Annotated in this window: 22 protein-coding genes; 10 read left to right on the forward strand and 12 right to left on the reverse strand. The window is 41.4% G+C overall.

Annotated features, from left to right (window positions below; genetic code table 11):
- Window positions 1-56: 56 nt before the first annotated feature.
- From PDL71_RS14285 to bla, 3 genes are all read left to right on the forward strand, one after another.
- Window positions 57-1,169: a tyrosine-type recombinase/integrase gene (locus PDL71_RS14285; protein ID WP_407522233.1), complete on the forward strand. Its 1,113-nt coding sequence runs from the start codon at window positions 57-59 to the stop codon at window positions 1,167-1,169.
- 172 nt (window positions 1,170-1,341) lie between these two features.
- Window positions 1,342-1,899 (forward strand): hypothetical protein, encoded by a 558-nt coding sequence (locus tag PDL71_RS14290; protein ID WP_407522235.1) that lies wholly within the window; start codon window positions 1,342-1,344, stop codon window positions 1,897-1,899.
- A 349-nt stretch (window positions 1,900-2,248) separates the two neighbouring features.
- A complete protein-coding gene (bla, locus tag PDL71_RS14295) occupies window positions 2,249-3,007 on the forward strand; it encodes a subclass B1 metallo-beta-lactamase (protein WP_407528420.1) in 759 nt (252 codons plus the stop codon).
- A gap of 197 nt (window positions 3,008-3,204) precedes the next feature.
- On the opposite strand, the gene PDL71_RS14300 is transcribed toward bla, so the two are convergent.
- The 7 genes from PDL71_RS14300 to PDL71_RS14330 all read right to left on the reverse strand — a co-directional run bounded on the left by PDL71_RS14300 (window position 3,205) and on the right by PDL71_RS14330 (window position 11,348).
- Window positions 3,205-3,927, reverse strand: a complete 723-nt coding sequence (locus PDL71_RS14300) for a TMEM175 family protein (RefSeq protein WP_407522237.1) — start codon at window positions 3,925-3,927, stop codon at window positions 3,205-3,207.
- Window positions 3,928-4,270: 343 nt separating this feature from the next.
- Window positions 4,271-4,792 (reverse strand): transposase, encoded by a 522-nt coding sequence (locus PDL71_RS14305; RefSeq protein ID WP_407522239.1) that lies wholly within the window; start codon window positions 4,790-4,792, stop codon window positions 4,271-4,273.
- 193 nt (window positions 4,793-4,985) lie between these two features.
- Window positions 4,986-6,218 carry an isocitrate dehydrogenase (NADP(+)) gene (locus tag PDL71_RS14310; protein ID WP_407522241.1) on the reverse strand — a complete coding sequence of 411 codons (1,233 nt, stop codon included), beginning with the start codon at window positions 6,216-6,218 and terminating at the stop codon, window positions 4,986-4,988.
- A gap of 98 nt (window positions 6,219-6,316) precedes the next feature.
- Entirely contained in the window at window positions 6,317-7,555 is a 1,239-nt protein-coding gene (locus PDL71_RS14315; protein ID WP_407522243.1) for a peroxiredoxin family protein, read from the reverse strand.
- 80 nt (window positions 7,556-7,635) lie between these two features.
- Window positions 7,636-8,580, reverse strand: a complete 945-nt coding sequence (locus PDL71_RS14320; RefSeq protein WP_407522245.1) for an NAD-dependent epimerase/dehydratase family protein — start codon at window positions 8,578-8,580, stop codon at window positions 7,636-7,638.
- A 66-nt stretch (window positions 8,581-8,646) separates the two neighbouring features.
- The gene (locus tag PDL71_RS14325) at window positions 8,647-10,866 is read right to left on the reverse strand and encodes a molybdopterin cofactor-binding domain-containing protein (RefSeq protein WP_407522247.1); all 2,220 of its coding nucleotides are present in this window, start codon (window positions 10,864-10,866) and stop codon (window positions 8,647-8,649) included.
- 17 nt (window positions 10,867-10,883) lie between these two features.
- Window positions 10,884-11,348 (reverse strand): (2Fe-2S)-binding protein, encoded by a 465-nt coding sequence (locus PDL71_RS14330; protein WP_407522249.1) that lies wholly within the window; start codon window positions 11,346-11,348, stop codon window positions 10,884-10,886.
- A 118-nt stretch (window positions 11,349-11,466) separates the two neighbouring features.
- Between PDL71_RS14330 and kdsA the strand changes: the two genes are divergently transcribed.
- Both kdsA and PDL71_RS14340 read left to right on the forward strand, forming a co-directional pair.
- The gene (gene kdsA, locus PDL71_RS14335; protein ID WP_407522251.1) at window positions 11,467-12,291 is read left to right on the forward strand and encodes a 3-deoxy-8-phosphooctulonate synthase; all 825 of its coding nucleotides are present in this window, start codon (window positions 11,467-11,469) and stop codon (window positions 12,289-12,291) included.
- Between the two features lie 104 nt (window positions 12,292-12,395).
- A complete protein-coding gene (locus tag PDL71_RS14340; RefSeq protein ID WP_407522253.1) occupies window positions 12,396-13,193 on the forward strand; it encodes a hypothetical protein in 798 nt (265 codons plus the stop codon).
- 48 nt (window positions 13,194-13,241) lie between these two features.
- On the opposite strand, the gene PDL71_RS14345 is transcribed toward PDL71_RS14340, so the two are convergent.
- Genes PDL71_RS14345 through PDL71_RS14355 form a run of 3 tightly spaced genes read right to left on the reverse strand, consistent with a single transcriptional unit; the run spans window position 13,242 to window position 15,553 of the window.
- Window positions 13,242-14,231 (reverse strand): helix-turn-helix transcriptional regulator, encoded by a 990-nt coding sequence (locus PDL71_RS14345; RefSeq protein WP_407522255.1) that lies wholly within the window; start codon window positions 14,229-14,231, stop codon window positions 13,242-13,244.
- A 49-nt stretch (window positions 14,232-14,280) separates the two neighbouring features.
- On the reverse strand, window positions 14,281-15,279 hold the full coding sequence (locus PDL71_RS14350; protein WP_407522257.1) for a helix-turn-helix domain-containing protein: 999 nt from the start codon (window positions 15,277-15,279) through the stop codon (window positions 14,281-14,283).
- A 55-nt stretch (window positions 15,280-15,334) separates the two neighbouring features.
- Window positions 15,335-15,553, reverse strand: coding sequence for a PspC domain-containing protein (locus PDL71_RS14355; protein WP_407522259.1), 219 nt, complete (start codon window positions 15,551-15,553; stop codon window positions 15,335-15,337).
- A gap of 108 nt (window positions 15,554-15,661) precedes the next feature.
- On the opposite strand from PDL71_RS14355, the gene PDL71_RS14360 reads away from it, so the two are divergent.
- Together PDL71_RS14360 and PDL71_RS14365 are read left to right on the forward strand one after the other, a co-directional pair.
- The gene (locus PDL71_RS14360; protein WP_407522261.1) at window positions 15,662-17,932 is read left to right on the forward strand and encodes an aconitate hydratase; all 2,271 of its coding nucleotides are present in this window, start codon (window positions 15,662-15,664) and stop codon (window positions 17,930-17,932) included.
- Between the two features lie 107 nt (window positions 17,933-18,039).
- Window positions 18,040-20,046 carry a gliding motility-associated C-terminal domain-containing protein gene (locus tag PDL71_RS14365; protein WP_407522263.1) on the forward strand — a complete coding sequence of 669 codons (2,007 nt, stop codon included), beginning with the start codon at window positions 18,040-18,042 and terminating at the stop codon, window positions 20,044-20,046.
- Window positions 20,047-20,055: 9 nt separating this feature from the next.
- Here the strand turns inward: PDL71_RS14365 and PDL71_RS14370 are convergent, their stop codons facing one another.
- A complete protein-coding gene (locus PDL71_RS14370) occupies window positions 20,056-21,378 on the reverse strand; it encodes an amidohydrolase family protein (RefSeq protein ID WP_407522265.1) in 1,323 nt (440 codons plus the stop codon).
- Between the two features lie 104 nt (window positions 21,379-21,482).
- On the opposite strand from PDL71_RS14370, the gene PDL71_RS14375 reads away from it, so the two are divergent.
- Window positions 21,483-22,337 (forward strand): dienelactone hydrolase family protein, encoded by an 855-nt coding sequence (locus PDL71_RS14375; RefSeq protein WP_407522267.1) that lies wholly within the window; start codon window positions 21,483-21,485, stop codon window positions 22,335-22,337.
- A gap of 84 nt (window positions 22,338-22,421) precedes the next feature.
- Window positions 22,422-23,531 (forward strand): acyltransferase family protein, encoded by a 1,110-nt coding sequence (locus PDL71_RS14380; RefSeq protein WP_407522269.1) that lies wholly within the window; start codon window positions 22,422-22,424, stop codon window positions 23,529-23,531.
- A 2-nt stretch (window positions 23,532-23,533) separates the two neighbouring features.
- Here the strand turns inward: PDL71_RS14380 and PDL71_RS14385 are convergent, their stop codons facing one another.
- A complete protein-coding gene (locus PDL71_RS14385; protein ID WP_407522271.1) occupies window positions 23,534-24,628 on the reverse strand; it encodes a serine hydrolase domain-containing protein in 1,095 nt (364 codons plus the stop codon).
- Window positions 24,629-24,727: 99 nt separating this feature from the next.
- Here PDL71_RS14385 and PDL71_RS14390 point away from each other — a divergent pair, with 99 nt between their 5' ends.
- A complete protein-coding gene (locus tag PDL71_RS14390; RefSeq protein ID WP_407522273.1) occupies window positions 24,728-26,560 on the forward strand; it encodes a family 10 glycosylhydrolase in 1,833 nt (610 codons plus the stop codon).
- Window position 26,561 lies beyond the last annotated feature (1 nt).

Here is a 26,561-nt window from a genome sequence, read left to right on the forward strand (position 1 = left end):
TCCCGCTTTTTGGCCATAAGGTTTACCGGAATGTTTTATTAAATACAATTTTACCCATGCCACAGGTTACCTACCATCTTATTACACATAGAGGCCGAAAAAGGATATTATTGAAGTTTGAACATAACAAAGAATGGAATGCACGTATTAAAAAAGTAGAAGATGCACAATGGAGCGCAACACATAAAGGATGGCATATACCGGCCACTAAAACCAACATGGACAAATGCGGAATTAAGGAAGAAGCCATCATAACAGTTTCCTCACAAACTAAGGCTGAAAATATTATTGGCCTGAGCAGAAATAATAAAGAACAATTAAAATTATTTGTGGACAGGATGTTGCTTCAAAAATTAAGCAACAGTACCATTACTACCTACCGTAAGGAATTTTTACAGTTACTTCAGTTATTAAAGAAAAAAAATGTACAGGACTTAACACCTGATGATTTAAAACGCTATATGTTGTATTGTGCCGAGAAACTGAAGTTGCGAGAAAATACACTGCACAGCCGCCTGAATGCTTTAAAATATTACTTTGAAAAAATACTGAAAAGGGAAAAGTTTTTTTGGGAAATACCAAGGGCAAAAAAACATCTTCAGTTACCCAAGGTTTTGGGTGAGAAAGAAATTTCAAAACTATTTAATGCACTTACCAACAAAAAACATAAAGCTATTTTGTTTACAGCTTACAGTGCTGGTTTGAGAGTAAGTGAACCCGTGAATCTGAAACTAAAACATATAGACAGTGACAGGATGCAGCTGTTTATTGAAAAAGCAAAAGGCAAAAAGGATCGCTATGTAACACTTAGCCCCGTATTGGTTGATGTACTACGCTCCTACTACAAAGAAATAAAACCCAAGCCAAGAGTTTATGTTTTTGAAGGCGAACTGCCAGGCGAGCCTTATCCTTCAATAACGGCACAAAAAGTTTTTCAAAGGGCAAAAGAAAAAGCAGGAATTCAGAAAGATGTTAGCTTTCATAGTTTGAGGCACAGCTTTGCAACTCATTTGCTGGAGAAAGGAATTGACATCCGTTTTATAAAAGATATTTTAGGGCATTTTAGCATTAAAACAACGGAACGCTACCTGCATGTAACCCGTGAACGGTTGGTAAATATCACGAGCCCGCTGGATGATATTTGGGAGAAAGGCGACATCAAATGGTAAAGGCGACATGTCGCCTTATGAAAATTCACAATCTAAAAAGGCGACATAACAGCTTTTGTAAATCAATAACTTAGGGAATTTGGAATTGTGGCGAGTGGCGCATAATTTAGTGTTGTGTGCAACCTTATTTGAATATCCTTTCAAGTTCAAACAAATAGTTTGACAGTTTCTAATGACAATAAAAGCCTTCATATTACCGACACTTTTTTTGACACTTGCTTTTAGCAACAAAAGTGACAAGAAAATCATAGGCAAACTGTATTCAAGCGACAATCCGCAGTTCTATAGTGTGGAGAATATATTCGTTATTCTACGCAGCGACAATAAAGCCTTTGACACGGTTCGGACAAATGACAAAGGCGAATTCTCGGCAATTATTCCAAGTGACAAACAAAAGAATATTGACATACTCTATTCAGGTATTGGCTTTGGGACAGTTTACCTTAGACACATCAAGCAACTTTCGGCAGACACAACAAATTTGCAAATTGACTTAGCGAACAATTACAAGAAAAATTTTTTTGGTACAGCCATTTGCCCAAAATGCAGCAGGACAAATCAAGTTTATAAAATTCGCTATGGCGACGCACCAGTTTACACTATGCAAGTAAACGAAAACGGCGACACAGCATACAGCCCAATACACAATGGGGTTTACGAAGCTGGAACTTGTGTTTCATCAGCTCAAAGTGCAAGATGGTATTGCAACAGAGATAGGATTGAATTTTGACAAGGTATGCACACAACAAAAGTATTTGCAAAAGCAGGGCTGGACATTGTAACATCAGCTATGTGCTACTATCAGCAGTAGTTCGGGCTCGACGTTCAATGTTCAGCTTTAGTTCTTAACTTCAACATCAAATTTTCAAATGAGCATTTGTACTGGGCTAGACATTCAATAAATTCCCTGCCTTCGCAAATACTCGAACGTTGGCCGCAATTCATTCAATCTTTCTAATAGTTCAAGCAAGCCCGCCCGCTTTTTGCGGCTTACGTTCTTCCTTCGTCAGACACGTATTGATTTCTAAATGCCTGTTTACTTCTTTACCAACAAACCGAATATTTATTTATTTTACAGCATGAACCTCATCCATCAATCACTATTCGCTCTCCTGCTTACCTTCATCAGTTTAAACAGCAACGCTCAACAACAAAAAACATTTCAGCCCAAAGAAGTTTATAAGACTGACCGTTTAATCATCACACAGATTTCAAAGAATGCCTTTGTACATACTTCCTACAAACAAACCAATGATTTCGGAAATGTGCCTTGTAACGGCTTGGTAGTACGAAACGGAAAAGAAACGATTGTATTTGATACGCCCACCAACGATTCCACTTCCCATGAATTAATTCAATGGATTGAAAGCAGTTTGCATTGCCAAATCAATGCTATCATCCCCACGCATTTTCATGATGATTGTCTGGGAGGTCTTAAAGCATTTGATGAGCATCAGATTCCTTCGTATGCTTATTTCAAAACCATTGACCTGGCCAGGGCCAACAATTACACAGTGCCCAAAAACAGTTTCAGTGATTCAGTCGTTCTGAAATTAGGCAACCAATACATTGTAGCCCGTTTCTTTGGCGAAGGACATACCAAAGACAATATTGTTGGTTATTTCCCTTCAGAACAGATTCTGTTCGGCGGTTGCTTACTCAAATCTGTAAATGCCAGTAAAGGATTTTTGGGTGATGCGGTGGTGACTTCCTGGTCGGCCACCGTGCAGAAGATCAAAAACGAGTACCCTCATTTAAAACTGGTTGTTCCCGGCCATGGCAGCTATGGCAATCAGCAACTGCTGGATTACACCATTAAACTGTTCAGTGGAGAGTAATAAGGTTCGATGGATGATTTCTTGACTTGTTGGTCAGGCGACCAACAATGGCTTAAATGGCTTAAGAAAACAAACTCAGCTTATTCTTTTGGCCGGATCGATTTCAATTGTCGATGTTCAATCATTCTTCTTACTTGTTGGTCAGGCGACCAACAATGGCGAAGAGACCAACAATGGCTTAAGAAAACAAACGCAGCTTATTCTTTTAGCCGGATTGATTTCAATTGTCGATGCTCAATCATTCTGTTCAGCAGTAACCAAAAGGGAATGATTAAAAAACAAATGCCACTCCACACCGGCAGGTTGCCATAAGCAAATAGGATACTTGCTATTCCGATCATCACCTGCACTAATGCATCCCGTTGCTGTGATTTGAGCACCACTAATTCAAAAACACTCAACTGCAGTTTTTGTTTTTGAACCGATACATGATGATACAGTTGGTAAAAGATCAACCAGATCACCGCATAGCCGGCACTGAAATACAGAATGAGCGCCGGGAACTCTTGCTGCAAAATCACTGTTTCACCTTTTGCTGTCACTGCTTCAAAATAATTGATGTGCAGTACAAAGCCCAGCAATAATGAAAACAAAAATTTGAGCGGATACACATAGAACAACAGCAACACCAGCAAAGACAGGTTGAGCAAAATCACTTTCCCATCATTCAAACCGTAACTGCGGAAATAATTGTTTTGTAAATACCAGAAAAAGAAAACCAGACTTACCGTAGCCAGGAAAGGAAAAAATTGCAGCATGATATGCTTGAGTTCTGAAAATGTTTTGGGCACTTCAAGACTCATGATAAGCAGTGAAACGGTAAAGGCAAACACCGCATCACTTAATGCCTCCACCCGGTAAATTTCATTGCCCCTGGTAATTGATTTGCCGTGGGAATGAAATAGTTTTTTACGCAACATGCAGGCAAGATAGCAGTAGCAAACCCGTTTTGCCATGACGTTTATAATGAAGCACAATGATCATGGGCATAAAAAAGCCGCCCATTTTAGAGCGGCTGTATTTCAATGCCCTTGTTGGTCGCCTGACCAACAGGGATTCATGTACGATGATGTGTTAAAAACTAAAATTTAATTGTACCAGCCTCAAAACAAATACACTACGCTGGCAATTACATATTCGTTGGTCAGGCGACCAACAACGGAGTGAAGCGATCAATAATGGTGTGTGAACACCAACAACAGCATGAAAAAGAAAACACATTAATGGAACAATGCCCCTGTTGGTCGCCTGACCAACAGGGATTCATGTACGATGATGTGTTAGAAAATGAAATTCACTTGCACCGGTTTCATAAAAAGAAGCACTGCTCCATCTGTATTGCTCAGGCAACTCTACCAGAAGCCATTTAGGCTGTACAGGGTTATTATGGACATAATCAAGTTTTTGAAGAAATACTTTTTCAGAAAACAAATCAATACTCAAAGAGTTTCTTTCCCAAACCTGGAAACTTCTGTCAGCAGCCTTTACTTTCAACTGGTTTAATAAAGGATCATCATGCATACGCATAAAGTTCAAAATACTTCTTGATGTAAACTTTAAAAAATCTCTCTGAAAATCACTTCGAACAACTTCATCATGCAGTTGCCATATAAAATGCATATGATTGGGCATAAGAACAAATCCATAAACAGTTACTTGTTCTTTTATAACCCTATGTTCAATTGCTTCAAGTACAATTTGCTTGTGGTAATCATTCGCAAGGATAGGCAACCAATTAAGATTGGTAATAGTAATAAATTGCGGCAGGTGTTTAAAACGAATCATTCTTTAAAGTTAGCAGTCAAGACAATAAAAACAAATCGAACAAATCGCTAAACTTGTTTTGTTGGTCAGGCGACCAACAAAGGCGTGCTCCCATTAAAAGCTTACGAACAGTGCAAAGCATAAAAAAGCCGCCCATTGTTGAGCGGCTGTATTTCATATTTCTTACTTCGAATTTCTTACCTCGTACTTCTTCTCACCCTAATTTCTTCTTCAGGTTTTCATCCAGCGCATCCAGGAACTCTTCAGTATAGAGATAATGTTCCCCATGATTCACTTTGTTGCCATGAATGCACACTGCCAGATCCTTCGTCATCTTACCGCTTTCAACGGTTTCGATACAAACGGCTTCCAATGCATTACAGAAATCAATCAGTTGCTGGTTGCCATCCAGCTTGCCACGGAAAGCCAGACCACGGGTCCATGCAAAAATGCTGGCAATCGGATTGGTAGAAGTGGGTTTCCCTTTCTGATGTTCACGGTAGTGACGTGTAACCGTACCATGCGCCGCTTCTGCTTCCATTACTTTCCCATCAGGTGTAATGAGTACAGAGGTCATCAAACCTAAGGAGCCAAAACCCTGTGCTACTGTATCGCTCTGTACATCACCATCATAGTTTTTACAGGCCCATACAAAATTACCGTTCCATTTCAATGCACTCGCCACCATATCATCAATCAAACGGTGTTCATACGTAATGCCGGCGGCATCATACTGTGCTTTGAATTCGTTCTGATAGATCTCTTCAAAAATATCTTTGAAACGTCCATCGTATTTTTTGAGAATAGTGTTTTTGGTAGAGAGGTACAAAGGCCATTTTTTATTCAAGGCCATGTTGAAACAGCTTCTGGCAAAACCTTTAATACTTTCATCCGTATTGTACATCGTCATGGCAACACCATCACCTTTGTAGTTGTATACTTCAAATGTTTGTGGTGTACCGCCGTCTTCCGGTGTAAAGGTCATGGTAAGTTTACCTTTTCCTTTGATCACTGTATCTGTAGCACGGTATTGATCACCAAAGGCATGACGGCCCACAATGATGGGAGCTGTCCAGTTGGTTACAAGGCGTGGAATATTCTGAATTACAATGGGCTCACGAAATACCGTACCATCTAAAATGTTTCTGATGGTTCCGTTAGGACTCTTCCACATTTGTTTGAGTTTGAATTCCTGCACCCGTTGCTCATCAGGCGTAATGGTAGCACATTTAATACCTACACCATATTCTTTGATAGCGTTAGCTGCATCTACAGTTACCTGGTCGTTGGTAGCATCACGATGCTCCACACCCAGATCATAATATTTAATATCCACTTCCACATAAGGAAGAATGAGTTTTTCTTTGATGAACTTCCAGATAATCCTCGTCATTTCATCGCCATCCAGTTCCACCACCGGGTTGGCCACTTTGATTTTTGCTGCCATTGTTGATAGTTGGGTTTGTGTTGTTTTAAGGAAGGCAAATATAACCCGTTCTGCTATTAAAACCGAAGGAGATCGTATGCAAACTGAAAAGACCTGTTTTAATGTTCGCCCGGCTTTGCTCCGCTCAATAAACGGTTGACAATTTGATAGAACTCCTTTTTGAATGCTTCATGATAATCACCAGTGCCCGGACCATAAAAACCGCTATGCACCTGCTGTACAGTGCCATCTCTGCCAATAAAAATGGTGGTTGGAAAAGAACGTATGGGTGTTAGTTGCGGCAGTGTTTTCTCTGTTTTTTCAGGGTCAGAGGAAGTAGCTGGCGCTATTAAAACAGGATAAGTAATTTCAAAACGGTTGATGAATTTCTGCAGACTGGTACGGCTTCTTGTTTCGTCCGGCGATAACTCGTAAGCAAGAGCGATCAGTTCAACTCCTTTGGTTTTGTACTGTGCATAAAACCCTTTCAGAAATTCTGTTTCATCCATACAGTTAGGGCACCAACTACCCATGAGCTGAATAATGACTACTTTATTTTTAAACTGCTCATCATTGATCGATACAGTTTTACCGTTGATATCTTTAAAGGAAAAGTTCAATCTGCTTTCATCTTCTTTTAATTGTGTACGTTGTGTGGTATCAGGTAATGCAGCTTTGCTGTTTTTCACCGCCCGCCATTGCTCAGGAGCAGAGGCGCTGCTGTAAAAAAATCCGTTGGTAATATTGGTACCGGTTACATCAGCCTTAAAATAATAAGCATGGCTTCCATCAAAACAGCTCAACTGTAATTTATTGCCATTGAGTACGCCTTCCAGGAAACGGTAATCACCACTGGGTGTAATAAACGAACCGGATACATAATTTCCCTTCTGTTGAAAAAAGGCAACTGCCGGGCGTTCGCCACCTGCAGCTCTTGTAAATGTAACCTGCCACCTTCCGGTTAATAAAGCCTTTGGTTGTTGAGTTACTTTAAACCGCTGACTGTTGCCATAATAAAACGTAACAGGCAGTTGCAAAGGAGTGGTTCTACTGGTACCCTTGATCCAGGTACCGGTGAGTGAATGATCACTTTGTTTTTTTAACTGAAAAGAGGATTCAAAGAAAGGCATATCAATTAAAACAGAATCTTCTTTAAGTTCAATCTTTTCTACTTTCAAACGTTCACTGTGATTGCGGATATACAAAACTGTTTTTCCTTTTTCAACAACCGCTTCTGCATTAAAAACAATAGCTACACTATCAGCCCTTTGAATAACTGCACGGTACCAACCTGTTTTTACTTGTGCCTGCACCTGAACTGCATTCAACAGAAATGCTATTAATAAATATCTCAACATGGGTGCAAATGTACGTGAAGAGCAGGATGTCCTACGTCATGAAAATGACAGAAGGTTTTCTGTTTAAAAGCATCAATATCTCAATCGGGAAGATTGGTAAACATATCCTTTGTCATACGGGCCAGATCATACTCATGTTTCCAGCCCCAGTCATTTCTTGCAACGCTGTCATCAATACTTTGCGGCCAGCTGTCAGCAATTGCCTGCCGGTAATCAGGTTTGTATGAAATAGAAAAGCCCTGCTTATGTTTTGCAATTTCTGCGGCAATTTCTTTGGGTGAGAAACTGATCCCTGCCACATTGTAACTATGACGCACAGAGATTTTTGAAGCCGGTGCTTCCATAAGTTCAATCGTAGCACGGATAGCATCAGGCATGTACATCATGGGCAGGTAAGTGTCTTCCCGCAAAAAACATTCGTATTTATTTTCTTCCAACGCCTCATGAAAAATTTCAACTGCATAATCAGTTGTGCCACCACCGGGAGCACTTTTATAAGAAATCAATCCGGGATAACGCAAGCTTCTTACATCCACACCGTAACGTTGAAAGTAATAGTTGCACCAGAACTCACCGGCATATTTGCTGATGCCATACACAGTTGTTGGTTCAATAATCGTTTGTTGCGGACAGTTTTCTTTAGGACTGGTAGGGCCAAATACCGCAATGGAAGAAGGCCAATAAACTTTGTGCAGTTTTTCTTCTCTTGCAATATCCAGTACATTCAGTAAACCGGTCATGTTGAGATTCCATGCAAGATTGGGATTTTTTTCGCCGGTGGCAGAAAGGATGGCAGCTAATAAATAAATCTGCGTAATGTTTTGACGGATCACCTGTACATGCAGCATCTCTTTGTTCATCACATCCAGGCTCACATAAGGACCCGTACCTTCCAGTAAGGGATTCTGCTCCCTTAAATCAGAAGCAATCACATTCTGGTTTCCATAAAGTTTACGTAAGGCCAGGGTTAACTCCACTCCTATCTGGCCGGATGCACCAATTACAAGAATTTTATCTTTTACCATAGCAAGCTGTTAAAGCTGCAAATATAGTTGGAACTGAATAAGGTTCATTTTCTGAAATACCAATCATTACACCCATTCAAATCCTTCATTCTTTATCGGCAATGTTCTGGGTCTTGCACCTGCTGCAGCCAGTGCATTGCACAAGGCAGGAGCAACCGTTGGCAAACCTACTTCGCCTACCCCACCCGGTTCTTCTTCGCTGGCGACAGTATAAATTTCAACCGGCGGCATTTCGTTAAATCGTAATAATTCAAACCCATTAAATCCATCCTGCACCACACGACTGTTTTGAATGGTGATTTCGCCTTTCAAAGCCTGTTGCAATGCAAATGCCACACCACCTTCCATCTGGTTACGTAAACCATCCGGGTTTACTACAATACCACAATCAATAGCGCCTACAACTTTTACAATTCTGAATTTTTTTGGGCCGAGCATTTCTATTTCAATCGCATGGGCAGCATATGCTTTGGCAAAAATGAAGGAATGTGTTGCCACGCCTATGTAATGGTTTTTCTTTCTGGGTTGATTGTAACCGATTTTTTCAGCCGCTAATTTGAGCACATTGGCAATCCGTTGAGGATATTGTTTCATTGCACCCGGACCTTCACCGGTCATAAACATCGGTCTTCCATCCAGCAGCGACAAACGATAGGCCAATGGATCTTTTTTGAGCTTACGTGCCACTTCATCAATAAAACATTCAATGGGAAAACTGTTCATACAAATTTCAACGGAACGCAGCCATCCACGGTTGATGTTGAAATCAACATGACTGTAACCGGTAGTAACATGGGGCATATCATAATAAAAATCAGTATCAGCACCGCCGAGGTTTTCTGCCGGGTCTTTGGCATCAGGGCCCTGCGTCATTACCGCAATGGAGGTACTCAACACATGATGATACCAGCTTTGCAGTTTGCCGGTTGCATCCCAGCTTGCTTCCAAACGATGTACATTGGCAGGACGGAAATTATCAAAGCGAATATCATCTGCACGGTCATTAATCAATTTTACAGGTGCATTCACCTGTTGTGCAATCTTCACTGCTTCAATGGCAAATTCAAAATGTAACCGTCTGCCGAAACCACCACCCATCAATGCAAGATTTACTTTGATGTTTTCTTTTTTCAATCCGCAGGAACGAACAATTTCATTCACCGTCCAGTCGGGCAATTGCAATCCACCCCACAGTTCACATACCCCATCTTTTACACCTGCAATAAAATTAATCGGCTCCATAGTGGCATGTGCCAGGAATGGTGCTTTATATGTTGCTGCAATGGAATTTGCCGGTGTTAATTTGAATTTAGAGATATCACCTTTTTTTAATTTCACAAACGCAGGTGGTTGCAATGAACGTGCTGTCATCTGCTGCATCAAGGTGGTGGTGCTTTGAGTATTCTTAGCTCCTTCATCCCATTTAATTTTCAACAGCTTTCTGGCTTTCATCGCCGTCCAGATATTGTTAGCTACGACAGCCACACCATCACGCACATGCATGGGCACACCGGTTCCTTTGTAAGTAACAACTTTTATCACACCGGGCAACTTCAATGCTTCACTATCATCTACACTAACTAATGAACCACCCAGCACCGGGCAACGCTCCACCGTTGCATAGAGCATACCGGGTACTTTTAGATCAATGCCATATTTTGTTTTACCGGTGAGAATATCTTTTAAATTACTCTTGCGTTGTTCCTTACCAATAAGCTTAAATTCTTTCGGACTTTTAAGCGTTACTTCTTTGGGTACTTCCAGTTTAGCTGCTTCGCAAACCAGTTCACCATAGCTGATGGATTTCATAGTGCCGGTGTTCACCACTGTTCCGTTATCAGCAGCACATTGTTCGGGTTTAATGTTCCAGAGTTTGGCAGCAGCAGCAATGAGCATTGCTTTGGCTACAGCCCCTGCTTTTCGTAAAGAAGTAAAATCCGTTAACACACTTTGGCTGCCACCGGTATCATGAGCGCCTTCCGGCAAGGTGCCGAATGGAGCGATCTCCACTTTTACATTGCGCCAATCTGCATCTAACTCTTCGGCTACAACCATCGGCAATGATGTATTTACACCCTGACCCATTTCCTGTCTTCCTACATAAACAGTGATGAGTCCTTTGGTATCAATTTTTAAAAATGCATTGGGTTGAAAAAAATCACAACCGGGTGCACTTGTTTGTGCAAAGGTTTTGATGCCCGGTAATAAAAACCCAAGTAACAATCCGCTTCCGGCAAAAGAAGTGGAAGTAATAAATTCTTTTCTGCTGATGTTTACTTTTTGCATAACACAATCGTAAAAAGTTATTGATTGGAAAGTTCAATGGCACGGTTTACTGCTTGCTCAATCCGATGATAGGTACCGCAGCGGCACAACTGCTGACTCATAACGGATGCTATTTGTTCTTTCGATGGTTTTTTGGTTTGATTGAGTAATCCTGTTAGAGCAATCATTTGCCCGGGTTGACAATAACCACACTGGGGCACACTCATTTCTTCCCATGCTTTTTGCACAGGATGCGAACCATCTGTACTTAATCCTTCAATCGTTGTAATAGATCTTCCTTCACAGATACGCACAGGAGTTTGACAGCTTCGTAAAGCACGGCCGTCAATCAATACGTTGCAGGCGCCACAGGTATTGACTCCACAGCCGAATTTGGTGCCCGTTAAATCCAGCCATTCCCGTAAGATCCAAAGCAAAGGCGTATCAGGTTCCGCCTCTACATTATACATTTTCCCATTTACAGATAATTGATAAGCAGCCATAGAAAAAGTTTACAGAAAGGTAGAGTAATTCCTCAAAATTTCCAGTACTTCTTTCGCAGTTGGCACAAATCTGTTTCACTCTTTTTCATCTCCGGCAATAGAACTTATCTTTGCGCCCATGCAACAATTTCTTACAGATCTGTTCCGTCATCAATCCTACGACGGGAAAAATTTTTTCCTCATTGCCGGACCCTGTGTAGTGGAAAGCGAAGAACTGGTAATGGAGGTGGGCGAAAAAGTATCAACCATTTGCAAAAACCTCGGCATTCCTTATGTGTTCAAAGCCAGTTACCGAAAAGCCAACAGAACCAGTGCTTCTTCTTTTACAGGTCTGGGTGATGAAACAGGGATGCACCTGATAAAAAAAGTGGGCGATGCATTTCAGCTTCCCACCACTTCAGATATACATGCGCATGATGAAGCAGCCGAAGCAGCGAAGTATATTGACATCTTGCAGATTCCTGCCTTCCTGTGCCGACAAACAGATTTGTTGCTGGCGGCAGCAGCTACCGGAAAAATTGTGAACGTTAAGAAAGGTCAGTTCCTGAGCGGACCATCCATGAAGTTTGCAGTGGACAAGATAAAGAAAGCAGGTAACGATCAAATAATGCTTACAGAACGTGGTACCACTTTTGGTTATACTGATCTTGTAGTTGATTACAGAAATATCCCATGGATGCAGGAACATGGTACACCGGTGATTATGGACGTAACGCATTCGCTTCAGCAACCCAATCAAACAACCGGCGTTACCGGTGGTAATCCGCAATTGATTGGCACCATTGCCAAAGCAGCTATTGCAGCAGGTGCTGATGGATTATTTATCGAAACACATCCTGATCCTTCCAAAGCATTGAGCGATGGAGCAAACATGTTGCGTCTTGATTTACTGGAAGGATTATTACAACAATTGGTTACGTTGAGAAAAGCAGTAGTGGCGTAAGTTTTCTCTTCAACAGTTTTATTTCTTGCATATTTTTTAACAGCAGCGTTTCATTAACAGCGTGAACGGTTTTGTAACTTTAATACATCACCAACACTCTTTCTATGAAACAATTTCTACTCCCGCTTTTCCTTTTACTTTCTCATGTTACCATGGGCCAGCACCTTGAATGGGGTGTCAGTTATGTTAATCAAACACCCAGGGGCAGTATGGCCGATAATATTAATGCGGCCAATGGTTTCAGCTCCCAGCTTGGTTATCGCATTCCCATCTTAAGAAACAAATTTGTTGTGAGTACTGAATTTGGTACAGGCCGGTACGGTAAGAAAAGAATCGAACAAACATTCCAGAGCGATGTGGTACAAACACCAACTGATTTTATGGTGAACTACATCAACTTTGCCAACTTTTCTCATCTCAACCTGCGTTATGAAATTTTAAAAGACAAGAAAGTTATTCCGTATGTACATGTTACCGGCGGCCGGCAAACACTGGGCACAAGAGTACGTATTAATGTACATGAAGACCAGGTGGGTGGCGATGAATGTGTACCATTAGAAAATGATGTAACCTTTCGTAAGAGAAATATGGTATGGGGTTATGGCGGTGGTTTGCTGGTGAATCTTTTATCCAAACGAGATATGCAGTTGGGCATTCCTTACATACGCCTGAATCTATCCGTTACTCAAATCAGGGGTAATGAAATGGAATACATCAATGTAAAACAACTGCAACAGGTAGCAACACCTCCCACTGCCAATGATGGAAGTAAAGAATGGGCTATTCCATTTACAAACGTGAATACCAATAATATTCACAACCATACCATTGCAAGAGTCTATAACAGTCCTTTGCAGCAATTACAATTCAGGTTAGGAATACTTATAAGTCTTGATGAATAAAGCAGAATAAAAAAGACCCGTTGAACGGGTCTTTTTTATTCTAAATTTTTATAACTCACTCGGAAGAATGCCGAATTCTTTTTTAAAGGCAAGGGAAAAATTACTGAGGTTAGTATAGCCTAACTGCAGGCCTACTTCTTTTACGGTATAGCGGTGTGTAAGCAGCATGTTCTGTGCTTTACGCATACGGTTCTTTTGAAAGTATTCATAAATGCCCGTACCATATACTTTTTTAAAGGAAGATTTTAATTTGGAAACGCTCATTTCGGTATAAGCTGCAAGATCCACGATGGTGGGTGGTGCTTTAGAAAAATCTTTCACCAATAATGATTCCACCTCCATGAGTTTGTAAAGGTCACGGGCCTGCATATTACGGGTGGGCAGTTCTGAAATTGATTTTTGCTTTTTATAAAGTCTGCTGAAATAAGTTTCGATCAGCATCATTACTGCATTGCGGATATGTAGTTCCCGCATGGGTTTATCTGCAGGTGTATCAAAAATCTGGTTAAAGTAAGTGCGGTATTCCGTATTAAATGGTTCGTGTGTGAGATGCTGCAGTTTCAGGTTAAAAAAAGTTTGGCAGATTCCTTCATCATCAATACCCATGTTCATATATTTCTTTATCCAATCCTTTGTAAGAATGATATTAACACTGCGTTTATGGGTATGCGCCGGTAAAAAATAACAAAGATCAAATAAACTGCAGGTAAGCATAGCTGCTGTAAGGGCATGGCTTTTTGCTTTGAATAATTCACCATCCAGCCTGAGGGCAAAATCCTTATTGGCTTTCATTTCATCAAAATGAAGAATGAAAAAAGGTTCTTCTACCTTCTTACGGCAAAACTTAAAATCAATATTCAAACGGAAATTGGTAACAGATGCATAAATGCCATCGCCCAGTGGAATCATTTCCAGCGTTCCTTTTCCTGTTTCCGGGTTGAGAATGATCCTGTTGTTTTCAAAAGTTGATGAAAGTTTTTCAGCAAACTTTGGGTAAAACGTAAGATAGCTTTTATCGTTATAAGAAAAATGAACCATTTTAAAAGGTGAATTGAGTGTTAATGACCCCGCAGCACAATACCTCTCGCTAGTTATTTAAATTTACATAATAATCCTGAGGTAATTGATTAAACTGCTTTTTAAAAGCTGCTGCAAAGTTACTGGTATTTGTATATCCTACCTTTAATCCTGCTTCCTTAACTGAATACTTGTTTTCTTTCATAAGTTCAGCGGCCTTCTGCATTCTCCGCTGTTGGTAATACTCATAAACCGGCGTTCCGAAAACCGCTTTAAAAAGATTTTTAAACTTAGTAGCGCTCATGGCTGCTTTCCTTGATAAATTATTAATGGATGGAGGCTTGCCTGAGAAATCTGCTACCATTTGCTTTTCAATCTCAATAATGGTTTGAATATCTTCCGGTTTAAAATTGGATTCCACATCTGCAATATCAACCCTGTCTTTAATCCGGTTGAAAAAACGCTCCAGCAACAACTGTACCCTGTTCATTACATGCAGTTCAGGGAAAGGCGTATCCGGCTCCTCGTCCATAATTTCATTGAGCAGTTGCATATAAAAAGAGTCCAGCGGCTCCATGGTAACACTTTTGTTACGGAGAGCTATATAAGACGGGAGAATTTTTTCCATCATCTCAATACCTAACTGCCGGCCTAACTCCTCTTTTGTAATAAGGATATTAACTCCTTTAATGGAAGTACCCGGCGCTGCATGATAAAGCCAGTCATTAACGGAACTGGTAAGATAAGCCACTGCAAAAACTTCATTCTTCCGTTTCAGTAACTCTTCACCCACACCAACCTCCAGTTTATCCGGCACAGTTATGTGATCAAACCGCAGTGTGTAATATTCTTCTTCTGATTTTATGCGGTGAAAATACCAGTCAGTAGTAGCGGTACAATTAATAATATTTACCTGCATACCGTTTGGAAGCTTCAGGTAACGGATGTAACCTTTTGCATACTCTTCCGGCATAAATAACCAACCTTCCTTGAGACGGGCATTCATTTTTTTTGCCATCGCTTCAACAAGGAGTTCATAGTCAGGGTATGTGTATTCAAACCTAAACATGGTACTACCCTCAATTTAAATACAAATCAGCAGAAATGCAATGATAAATATTGTGTTACCACCTGATAGGATTCCGTTTTGTATACCAAACGTATTGTTTAATATTCATCCAAAAGGCAATAATGAAATAAAATAATACCGGCGAGCCCAACGTGAGGAAAGAGATATAAATAAAATACTTCCGGATGGTAGAGGTAGAGATATGAAAGCGTTCGCCCAGGAATGTGCAAACCCCAAATAAATTCCATTCTATGAAGTGCCGGATGCGGTTCATGTTCACGAAATTACAGATGTATTAACAAACGGAGAAGATAAAAGGTTTAGAGAACGTCATATTTTGGTAACTTCGCCCCGCAATTTTTCACCACTAAAACTTTCTTTCATGGTATTTGACCTCGACCTCATTAAAAAGACATATGCCGAAATGCCGGCCAAAGTGGATGCAGCCCGTAAAGCCTTGGGTCGCCCGCTTACACTTGCTGAAAAAATTCTCTACTCCCATTTGTGGAAGGGAGTTGAAATCAAAGATTTCCAGAGAGGGAAAGCCTATGTAGATTTTGCGCCCGATCGTGTAGCTATGCAGGATGCCACGGCACAAATGGCTCTTTTACAGTTTGATACTACCGGCCGCAAGAAAGTAGCTGTACCTTCTACGGTTCACTGCGACCACCTGATTGTTGCCAAAAATGAAGGCAAGAGTGATTTGAGCAAAGCAGTGGCTGATAATGAAGAGGTTTATAATTTCCTTGCTTCTATTTCTAATAAATACGGTATCGGTTTCTGGAAACCGGGCGCCGGTATCATTCACCAGGTGGTGTTAGAAAACTATGCCTTCCCCGGCGGAATGATGATTGGTACAGACAGCCATACGGTAAATGCCGGTGGATTGGGTATGATTGCAATTGGTGTGGGTGGCGCTGATGCCTGTGATGTAATGGCCGGCCTTAGCTGGGAACTGCTGATGCCCAAACTGATTGGTGTAAAACTTACGGGTAAACTCAACGGCTGGACGGCTCCTAAAGATGTAATTCTGAAAGTGGCCGGTATCCTTACAGTTAAAGGCGGTACCAACTCCATCGTTGAATATTTTGGCGAAGGTGCTACCAGCATGAGCTGTACGGGTAAAGGAACCATCTGTAACATGGGTGCAGAAATTGGTGCTACAACTTCCACCTTTGGTTATGATGAAAGCATGGCCCGTTATCTCCGTGCCACCGGTCGTGCAGAAGTTGCAACTGCTGCTGATGCCATCAAAGAATATTTAACAGGCGATGCTGAAGTGTATGCCAACCCCGAAAAATATTTTGACCAGGTAATTGAAATCAACCTGAGTGAACTGGAACCTCATTTGAACGGACCTTTTACTCCGGACCTGGCAACACCCATTTCTCAAATGAAAGAAGTGGCTGCTAAAAACGGATGGCCTACGAAAGTGGAAGTTGGTTTGATCGGCAGCTGTACCAACTCTTCTTATGAAGACATCAGCCGGGCTGTTAGTCTTGCCAAGCAAGTAGCTGAAAAAGGATTGAAAACAAAAGCTGAGTTTACCATCACTCCCGGAAGTGAGCAGGTACGTTATACCATTGAGCGTGACGGTTTCCTCGAAACATTTGATAAAATTGGTGCAACTGTTTTTGCCAATGCCTGCGGACCATGTATTGGTATGTGGGACAGAATGGGTGCTGAAAAACAGGAACGCAACACCATCGTTCACTCCTTTAACCGCAACTTTGCAAAGCGTGCAGATGGTAACCCCAACACACTTGCATTTGTAGCGAGCCCTGAACTGGTTACTGCTTTAGCCATTGCCGGCGATTTAACGTTCAACCCACTTACTGATACGTTGACCAATGAAAAAGGTGAACAGGTAAAACTTGATCCTCCAAGTGGTGATGAATTGCCTGCTAAAGGTTTTGCAGTAGAAGATGCCGGTTACCAGGCGCCTGCTGAAGACGGAAGCGGTGTGATCATTGATGTGAAGTCTGACAGTAAGCGTTTACAATTGTTATATCCTTTTGCTGCATGGGAAGGTACTGATCTGAAAGGATTAAAACTCCTGATCAAAGCCAAAGGAAAATGTACAACCGATCATATTTCTATGGCGGGTCCCTGGTTGAAATTCCGTGGTCACCTGGATAACATCAGTAACAACTTATTGATTGGCGCAACCAACTTCTTCAACGAAAAAACAGATAGTGTAAAGAATCAACTCACCGGTGAATACGGACCTGTTCCTGCAACGCAGCGTGCTTACAAAGCAGCCGGCATTGGCACCATTGTAGTGGGTGATGAAAACTATGGAGAAGGCAGCAGCCGTGAACATGCGGCGATGGAACCCCGTCACCTGGGTGTGCGTGTAGTGCTGGTAAAATCATTTGCACGCATTCACGAAACCAACCTGAAAAAACAAGGTATGCTGGCTCTCACATTTGCGGATAAAGCAGACTATGATAAAATTCAGGAAGACGACAGTATTGATGTAGAAGGTTTATTATCATTTGTTCCCGGCAAACCATTGCAGATTGTTTTAAATCATAAAGACGGAAGCAGCGAAACCATCCAGGCGAATCATTCTTATAATGAGCAGCAGATTGAATGGTTTAAAGCGGGCGGTGCACTCAATGTAATCCGTGCTGAGTTTGCCAAAGGCTGATAAATTTGTCTTTTGTAACAATATCATCCCCCTCCTGCGAGGGGGATTTTGTTTTTAGCGACTATAACGCAACGATGCAGGTGGGATATTAGTTATATTTGGATAGTATGCCGTTACGGATTGTTTATAGTGTCATGTTGCTGTTGATTACGGGTTACGTATCAGCACAATCCTGCGGCCGTCTGGGACAAACACCGGCTTCAGCTTATACCATTTGCGGAAACGGTACCCAATCAATTGCACCTTCTTCCAGTTGTTTTAACGGCAGTTTCTTTTTACCGGGCTGTACCAATGAAAATACCAGCTATGGAGATCTGAATGGAGTCTATTTTAAATTCACCTGCAAAACAGCAGGTTCACTTGCATTTTTTATTGCAGCATGGAAACCTGAGGATGATATTAACTGGCAACTGTTTGATATTACCGGAAAAAATCCCAATGAAATTTTTACCGATCGCTTTTTAACCATCGCCGGCAACTGGTCCGGCACAATTGGTCCTACAGGTGCATCTGCACAGGGCAGTTCTTTGATCCAATGTCGTACGTTTGCAGGGCAGGGTAACCCGGCCAATACCTTCAGCAGTATGCCGCAGTTAAAAGAAAACCATACCTACCTGCTCATGGTTGCGAATCTCAGTTTTCCGGGTGGTTTTGCATTAACAGTGGATGGAGGCAGTGCAGATATCAGCGGTGATATTGCAGTTCCTTTAAAAGCTGAAACAGCTTCCTGCAATCAAAACCAAATGATGCTGGTATTCAGCAAGCCGGTACAATGTTCCAGCATTACTTCATCAGGTTCTGAGTTTTTGCTTGTTCCCGGTGCTTCAGCTATCAGTAACATTCGTTTGTTTAACTGCAGTACAGCCGGCGAAACAGATTCTGTACTGCTGCAGTTTGCACAACCGCTTCCTTTTGGCAGCTATTCGCTGCTTATTAAAAACGGAACTGATGGAAATACTGTTCGAGATAATTGCGGCAACATCATTCCGCTTAATACAGAAATAAAGTTTAATGTTACGCCATATCCGCAAATTGATTCCATCAGCATCACCAGTTGCAGGCCTGATAAACTAACGTTGCTGCTTTCCAAACAAACGCTTTGCAACAGCATTGCTGCTGATGGTTCTGATTTCAGCATTACAGGTCCTTCGGCTGTAACGGTTCAATCAGCTACTATTGTATGCAGCAACGGCACTGCCAATCAAATTGAGCTTGTACTTCAAAATCCGATTACTGTAAACGGCAATTATAATCTGCAGCTTAAAACAGGCAGCGATGGTTCCACCATCACAGATGTATGTAACAATACATCACCTGTTGGCTCAGGAAAAAGCTTTCGCATCAAAGGTGTAGTTGATCCAGACTTTAATATATCCATAGCAAAAGGCTGTATTGCAGATACTGTTTCCTTTGTTCATGCCGGTGGTAATGAAATCAACCAATGGAACTGGAACTTCAGTAATAATACCGGCAGCAATCAGCAACAACCGGTGGTTCTTTTTACAAACGGTGGTACACAAACTGCTTCCCTCTATGTAAGCAACGGTCAATGTTTTGCCAACCTTGAAAAAACATTTGTACTTGAAGAAAAACTCAAAGCTGACTTTGATATACCTGCAATCGGCTGCAGTAATCAACTGATAACTATAACTGATAAAAGCATTGCAGCTTTGACGTATGAATGGAATTTTGGCAACGGCAACATCAGTAATCAACCGAACCCACCTGCTCAAACTTATACAACAGCTATCGATAAAAACTTTGCAGTCATACTCACCGTTCAAAAAAATGGATGTGTTGCAAGCACCGCTAAAAGTATCAGTGTAAAAGCCGGTTGTTTTGTTTCGCTACCAAATGCATTTACTCCCAATAACGATGGTTTAAATGATCTCTTTGGTCCACTCAACGGTTTTGGAGTAAGCGATCTGCAGTTCCGCATCTTTAACCGGATGGGTGAACAGGTATTTCAGGCTGCACCAACTGTATACCAGTGGAACGGAGATTTTAAAAATCAACCGCAGCCTGCTGGATTATATACATGGACGTTGCATTATACAGATCCTTTTGCCGGAAAAAAAATAACGCAGAAAGGAACAGTTATGTTGATTCGCTGATGGGAGTTTTTATTTTACTCTAACCCCACCCTTAATAACCATATCAACTTTTTGCAACAGGTTGATGTAACGCAGCACATCACCACGAACAGCAATAATATCAGCCGTTTTGCCTTCAGTAATCGTACCTACTTTATCTTCCACACCATGAAAAACAGCCGGCCAGTAAGTAGCAGAGCGTATGGCCAGCATAGGATCAACACCCATTTCCCTAACCCAGATATCAAGTTCGTTCCAGGTGCTTTGACTGTGAAATTTCATGGGGATGCCGCTATCTGTACCAATTAAAAGAATAACGCCGCTTTCTTTCAACTGAGAAAATTTTCTTTTCAATGTTGGCTTACGGTACGGCGTTACCTGGAAGTAAGAAAGCTGTGATGGATGAGCTAATGAGTTACGGATATCCTTCACAACACTGTCAGGCAATCCTACCTGCCAGCTGGGATCATCTAAATGTTCTGTATTACGGATATTGTAATCATTGTTAAACAGTCCTTCAACTGTAGGGCACCAGAATAATTTAGTGTTGCTGTTGGCAGTACGTTCCTTAATCATCTTCATCACATCTTCCGGATACTCAGGTGCGGTAGCCAATCCCGTGTGTTCAAAACAATCCACGCCTGCAATCATTCCTCTTCTGATTTCTTCAGGCCGATGACTATGCGCCACCACTTTTAATTTCCATTTATGCGCTTCATCTACAATTGCATTTACTTCTTCCTGCGTCATTTGATCCTGGTCAATAAGCTTAATACAATCAACACCGCCTTTTGCTAACCGCTGTACTTTAGCCCTTGCATCTGCTGGACCATTCACACCCCAGCGAAATTGTTCTGTTCCGGGGTAAGGTGCATGTTGTAAAAAAGGTCCGCTTACATACAAAGTAGGTCCAATCATTCTTCCTTTATTAATACTGTCCCTCACAGCAATAATATCTTCCAGCGGTGCACCTAAATCCCTGGCACTGGTTACACCGGCCATTAATAACTGACGGGCACCCGCCGGCATAATTACATTACGGAACAGTGGTGGATACTTTTTATCCCAATACGGATAATCGCTATGACCGTTTATCATGAGATGCACATGCATATCCCAAAGACCGGGCAGCACACTCATCCCTTCTGTTGAAATCACTTCATAACCGGCGGGTACAGGAAGGGTTTCTATCGTACCTACTTTTTCAATTTTAGTACCACTGATCAGAATAACGGAATTACGGAGCGGATCACCACCAAAGCCATCAATTAAAGTGCCGCCCACCAATGCTTTTTTTTGTGCAGTACTGCTGAGGAAAATCAGCAACAGGCACATTGAAAGAAAACTTCTCATGCTGTTGTAAATTAAGGGAGCTGTAAGTTAAGGAAAATTGTTTTGTAAGCGGTAAGCACTACTTGCCATCTTCTTCTTATCTTTTACATCAAAATAAAAAAGCTATGGATCAGCAAATCATCAATCTTTATGATGAATATACACATAAGCCTTTAACAAGAAACGATTTCATGAAACGTTTGGTAGTGCTCACCGGCAGCACTGCTGCAGCATTGGCCATACTTCCGTTACTGGAAAATAATTATGCCAAAGCAATGGCCACACCTGCTGATGATTTGTTTACTGAATACATAACTTATCCTTCTGTTTCCGGCGAACCTATGAAAGCTTATGTGGCCAGACCCAAAAAAGAAGCGAAGTACGGAACAGTGATCGTAATTCATGAAAACCGTGGATTGAATGCACATATTGAGGATGTAGCACGTCGTGCGGCCACTGCAGGTTTTTTAGCCATTGCGCCCAACGCTTTAGCGCCACTTGGTGGAACGCCTGCTGTAGAAGACGAAGCACGCACTTTGTTTACCAAACTCAACCAGGATGAAACCAAACAAAACTTCATCAACATCTTTCAGTATCTCAAGACAAGAAAAGATAGCAACGGCAAGTATGGATGTGTTGGTTTTTGCTGGGGTGGCGGTATGGCGAATACGTTAGCAGTAAGTGTTCCTGAATTAAAAGCTGCGGTTGCATTCTATGGTCGTCAGGCTGCAGCCACAGATGTTCCCAAAATAAAAGGAGCTGTTCAATTACATTATGCTTCGCTGGACGAACGCATTAATGCAGGTATTGCTGCTTATGAAGCAGCCTTAAAAGAAAATAAAATTACCTATGAGTTGTATATGTATGAAGGTGTAAACCATGCTTTTCATAATGATACAGCAGGACAACGTTATAATGCAGATGCAGCAAAACTGGCATGGGGCAGAACCATTGAATTCTTTAATAAGTATCTCAAGTAAACAAAAAGCTATCACTATACCACATGATTATGTGATCTTAAGTAAAGCATGTAACCTGTTTCTTTACGGAAACGTATTACTTGCATGACCATTCAACCTTTCATCAGCCAGAAGTTTAAGTTCTATTCATTTCTGTCCATGTTCTTATTGGTATATGTGCATGGATACAATCTGAACAACTCTTACCTGCAGCCTTTTACCATTGTAGAAGAGCCTTTAACTTTTACAACCTTTTTTGAATATCTCACTGCAAATGGTTTATTCCGTTTCCGTATTCCGATGCTGTTTGCCATTTCAGGCTATTTGTTTGCATTGGGTGATGAACAACCCTATCTCCAACGCATCGGCAAAAGAACCAGTACATTATTGTTACCCTATTTTATCTGGAGTGCAATTGCATTACTGATTACTTTTTTATGGCAGCAGTTTCCCGTAACGGCAAAAGCTGTTTTTAATGCACAAATAGATCAGTTTGGTGATAACCGTCCGTATACACAAATAGGCTGGAAAGGCATCTTGGAAAGATGGACACTTGTACCGGTTGCTTTTCAACTCTGGTTTGTCCGTGTCTTGTTTTTTTACAATCTGCTCTACCCTCTTTTGAAACTGGCCGTAATTAAAATTCCGAAAATCTGGTTCCCGATCAGTATCATCTTATGGTTAGGGATGTTTGGATTGCATTTTATTGAAGGAGAAGGAATGTTGTTTTTTTCATTAGGCATCTGGCTGGCTAAACGAAACAAGGATATCACTGTTGTACCCCGGTGGCTCAACCTGAAATGGATTGCTCCTGTTTTCATCGTTGTTTGCATCTTAAAAACGGTTCTTGCATTTTATGCATTGCCCAATATGTTCTATGGAATCACTTTACTGCTGCTGCATAAAATAACCGTCTTTACCGGCTTTATTACTGTTTGGTTCGGTTGTGATGGATTGGTGAGATACTGTATGCAGAAAAAATGGTTTGTATGGACGAGTGCGTTTTCATTTATCATTTATGCACTTCATGTGCCATTGATTAACTATACGCATCAACTTATTTTACCTTACATCAAAACAGTAGCATTGTACCGTCTTGCTGATTACCTGTTGCTTCCTGTACTCATTACAGGCATCAGTATTGCAACAGGCGCTTTATTACGTGCTGCAATGCCAAAGGTGTACAGCGTATTAACGGGAGGCAGAGGTTTGTAAAATCAATACCGAATCACTGCTTTTAACTTTCCCCACAGCTCATTATCAAAGCTGGAAACAGCGAGTTGCACATTGCCGGCGCTTTCTCCCATACGAATGACCACCAGCCGCTGCGAGGGAACCACATAAATTTTCTGATCGTTTTTACCCAGTGCTGCATACATATCAGCCGGTGCATTGGGAGCAAAACTTCCGTTAAACACGTGAGAAGTTGCAGGAAGCATATGTGTAGCTTTTCCATTAAGCCAGGTTAAATAACCATAACTAAGATTGAGATTTTGTGAGGTGTTTACCTGCGCATTAAAATAATTTGTATCAGCAAGAATAGCAGTCCCATCCCATTTGCCTTTATTCAACATCAGCAAGCCAAAACGGGCCATGCTACGGGTATTACTGTAATAAATATTATTATACCCGTTTTTAATCCACAGACCATTCATACCAATACGGTTTCTTATCTTATTCTGGAAATAGGCATTATAAGTTTGACCGCTTGCGTTTTCCACTACTTTATCAAGTAAGGTATAAGGTGCATTGTGATAAAACCATCGTGTACCTGCATCAGCTTTGTACTGCAGGCAGGATGGCAAAGTGCAATCATCATCAGGTACATTGTTTTCCAAACCAGTGGTCATGGTTAACTGGTTACGTACAGTTATCAAATCTTCTTTTGCCTGAGGCATACTCGTCCAGCCATTACCAAGATATTGTGAAGTTTTATTGTTGATGTTAAGCAATCCTTCCTGCTGGGCAATACCCACCAGCATACCCGTCATTGTTTTTCCGGCCGATGCCCAGTACCAGATACTATCAGCCGTGAATGTTCCGAAATAACGTTCTGCTACAAGCTTGCCATCTTTGAGAATGATGAATGCTTTTGTATTTTTTGAAACGAGGTAGGTATAAAGATTGTTCAACTCAGTTGTGTTCCACTTTAAAGAAGCCGGATCAGTTGTTTCCCAAGTCGTACCACTCACAGGAGGAAAGTACATTACAGGCACAGCAGGAGTTGTTGGTGTTGGGGCCGGTTCTTCTGTAGACTTTTTACAGGAAATCAATAATAGAAGTGCCGCAATAAGAAAGTTGAGTTGTTTCATAACAATGGTTGAGGCTATTGGATGCCGTAATAACGAAAAAGTTTAAAGATTGTTTTAAAAAACAAAAAATCATTATTTTGCAATACATCCAATTTCTGCATGAAACAACTGATTATTGCTTCTTTCGTACTTTTTTTCGCAATCAACCTGTCAGCACAAACACCCCCCAAGCGTGAGCTGCGTAGTGCATGGATTGCCACTTACATTAACCTTGACTGGCCCACCAACGCTTCACAAACTCCAGACCAGGAAAGAGCTGCTTTCATCAATCTTTTAAATACCTTAAAACAAACCGGCATCAATGCCGTGTATGTACAATTAAGAAGTGAGTGTGATGCCATGTATCCCAGCAGTATTGAACCATGGAGTGCGGCGTTAACAGGAACACAGGGCACACCTCCAAGTCCGTACTATGATCCGCTGCAGTTTATGATTGATGAATGCCGTGCACGTGGTCTTGAATTTCATGCATGGTTCAATCCGTTTCGTGCCATTAATAATTTTAATAATATCAACAACTTTGCTGCCAACCATGTTGCCAAAGTACACCCGGAGTGGTTACTCTCCCAGGGCACGTACCGCATTTTAGATCCGGGTATTCCCGCCGTTCGTGATTATGTGATCAGTGTGGTGATGGATGTTTTACGGAGATATGATATTGATGGCGTTCATTTTGATGATTATTTTTATCCTTACCCATCACAAGGTGGTTCGCCTGCCCCTCCCCGTTTTAATGATGATGCTACTTATACCGCTGATCCAAGAACCTTCCCCAACACCACTGCCGGAAGAAATGACTGGCGCAGAGACAATGTAAACATTTTTGTACAACGCATGTACGATAGTATTAAAACTGCTAAGCAATGGGTAAAGTTTGGCATTTCCCCATTCGGTATCTGGCGTAACAGCAGCAGTGACCCGGTAAATGGCTCTGCAACGAATGGACTACAGAGTTACAGTGATATCTATGCAGACACACGTTACTGGTTGCAAAATGGTTTATTGGATTATGCAACGCCACAGGTATACTGGAGTATTGGTTTTAATGCGGCTAATTACGGTGTATTAGCACCCTGGTGGAATAACAATTCATTTGGTCGTCATATCTACATTGGTCATGCTGTGTATAAAGTAAATGCGGATGCAGATGCAAACTGGACCAATCCATCTCAAATCAATAACCAGGTACGACTGAACCGTCAGCAGCCAAACGTATGGGGCAGTACATTTTTCAGAACCGGAAATTTAATTGCCAATCCTTTGTTTGTTCGTGATTCACTCACTCAATACGTGTACACAAAGCCCGCATTATTACCGGCCATGAGTTGGAGAGATAATACAGCACCGCAACCGGCCAGCAATTTAACAGCTAATGTTACTGCAAATACTGTAACACTCAACTGGACCAAAACACCTTCTACTCCCAATGAACTTGATAAAGCAAGGCAATATGCCATCTATCGTTTCAATACTGCTACCATTGATCTCAATGATGTAAATGCGTTGCTTCATATTACTCCTAATGATATAAGCACTTTTGATGATAACAATGTATTACCCGGCACTTACTATTATCTAGTAACAGCTTTGGATCGTTTTCACAATGAAAGTACAGCTACCAATACTGCGGTAGCTACGGTGGTAACAACCGGCATCAACTCTCCGGAGTTGCGCAGGCTCAACTTCAGAGCCTATCCAAACCCGGCTATGGCTGCAACGCAACTGAGTTTTGAACTCATCAAACCCATGGATGTTTCATTAAAGCTCTATGATATCAATGGAAGGGAAGTCATGCATATCAGCAACGGTAAACGATTCCCAGGTTTGAACATCGTTCCCCTTCCTGCAGAATCATTACAGGCCGGAATTTATTTTGCAACACTTCAAACAAATGAATTCACAAAAACCATTCAGGTTGTTATTGTGAAGTGAT

The sequence above is a fragment of the Lacibacter sp. MH-610 genome (genome assembly GCF_045780045.1).
GTDB lineage: Bacteria > Bacteroidota > Bacteroidia > Chitinophagales > Chitinophagaceae > Lacibacter.

Bases quoted from the DNA above. Each gene is read 5' to 3' on its own strand.
- kdsA (WP_407522251.1), top strand. From the start codon at position 11,467: ATGCAACAATTTCTTACAGATCTGTTCCGTCATCAATCCTACGACGGG.
- PDL71_RS14375 (WP_407522267.1), top strand. From the start codon at position 21,483: ATGGATCAGCAAATCATCAATCTTTATGATGAATATACACATAAGCCT.
- PDL71_RS14355 (WP_407522259.1), bottom strand. From the start codon at position 15,553: ATGAACCGCATCCGGCACTTCATAGAATGGAATTTATTTGGGGTTTGC.
- PDL71_RS14300 (WP_407522237.1), bottom strand. From the start codon at position 3,927: ATGTTGCGTAAAAAACTATTTCATTCCCACGGCAAATCAATTACCAGG.
- PDL71_RS14320 (WP_407522245.1), bottom strand. From the start codon at position 8,580: ATGGTAAAAGATAAAATTCTTGTAATTGGTGCATCCGGCCAGATAGGA.
- PDL71_RS14380 (WP_407522269.1), top strand. From the start codon at position 22,422: ATGACCATTCAACCTTTCATCAGCCAGAAGTTTAAGTTCTATTCATTT.
- PDL71_RS14365 (WP_407522263.1), top strand. From the start codon at position 18,040: ATGCCGTTACGGATTGTTTATAGTGTCATGTTGCTGTTGATTACGGGT.
- PDL71_RS14310 (WP_407522241.1), bottom strand. From the start codon at position 6,218: ATGGCAGCAAAAATCAAAGTGGCCAACCCGGTGGTGGAACTGGATGGC.
- PDL71_RS14345 (WP_407522255.1), bottom strand. From the start codon at position 14,231: ATGGTTCATTTTTCTTATAACGATAAAAGCTATCTTACGTTTTACCCA.
- PDL71_RS14390 (WP_407522273.1), top strand. From the start codon at position 24,728: ATGAAACAACTGATTATTGCTTCTTTCGTACTTTTTTTCGCAATCAAC.
- PDL71_RS14290 (WP_407522235.1), top strand. From the start codon at position 1,342: ATGACAATAAAAGCCTTCATATTACCGACACTTTTTTTGACACTTGCT.
- PDL71_RS14340 (WP_407522253.1), top strand. From the start codon at position 12,396: ATGAAACAATTTCTACTCCCGCTTTTCCTTTTACTTTCTCATGTTACC.
- PDL71_RS14325 (WP_407522247.1), bottom strand. From the start codon at position 10,866: ATGCAAAAAGTAAACATCAGCAGAAAAGAATTTATTACTTCCACTTCT.
- PDL71_RS14370 (WP_407522265.1), bottom strand. From the start codon at position 21,378: ATGAGAAGTTTTCTTTCAATGTGCCTGTTGCTGATTTTCCTCAGCAGT.
- PDL71_RS14360 (WP_407522261.1), top strand. From the start codon at position 15,662: ATGGTATTTGACCTCGACCTCATTAAAAAGACATATGCCGAAATGCCG.
- PDL71_RS14305 (WP_407522239.1), bottom strand. From the start codon at position 4,792: ATGATTCGTTTTAAACACCTGCCGCAATTTATTACTATTACCAATCTT.
- PDL71_RS14330 (WP_407522249.1), bottom strand. From the start codon at position 11,348: ATGGCTGCTTATCAATTATCTGTAAATGGGAAAATGTATAATGTAGAG.
- PDL71_RS14350 (WP_407522257.1), bottom strand. From the start codon at position 15,279: ATGTTTAGGTTTGAATACACATACCCTGACTATGAACTCCTTGTTGAA.
- bla (WP_407528420.1), top strand. From the start codon at position 2,249: ATGAACCTCATCCATCAATCACTATTCGCTCTCCTGCTTACCTTCATC.
- PDL71_RS14315 (WP_407522243.1), bottom strand. From the start codon at position 7,555: ATGTTGAGATATTTATTAATAGCATTTCTGTTGAATGCAGTTCAGGTG.
- PDL71_RS14285 (WP_407522233.1), top strand. From the start codon at position 57: ATGCCACAGGTTACCTACCATCTTATTACACATAGAGGCCGAAAAAGG.
- PDL71_RS14385 (WP_407522271.1), bottom strand. From the start codon at position 24,628: ATGAAACAACTCAACTTTCTTATTGCGGCACTTCTATTATTGATTTCC.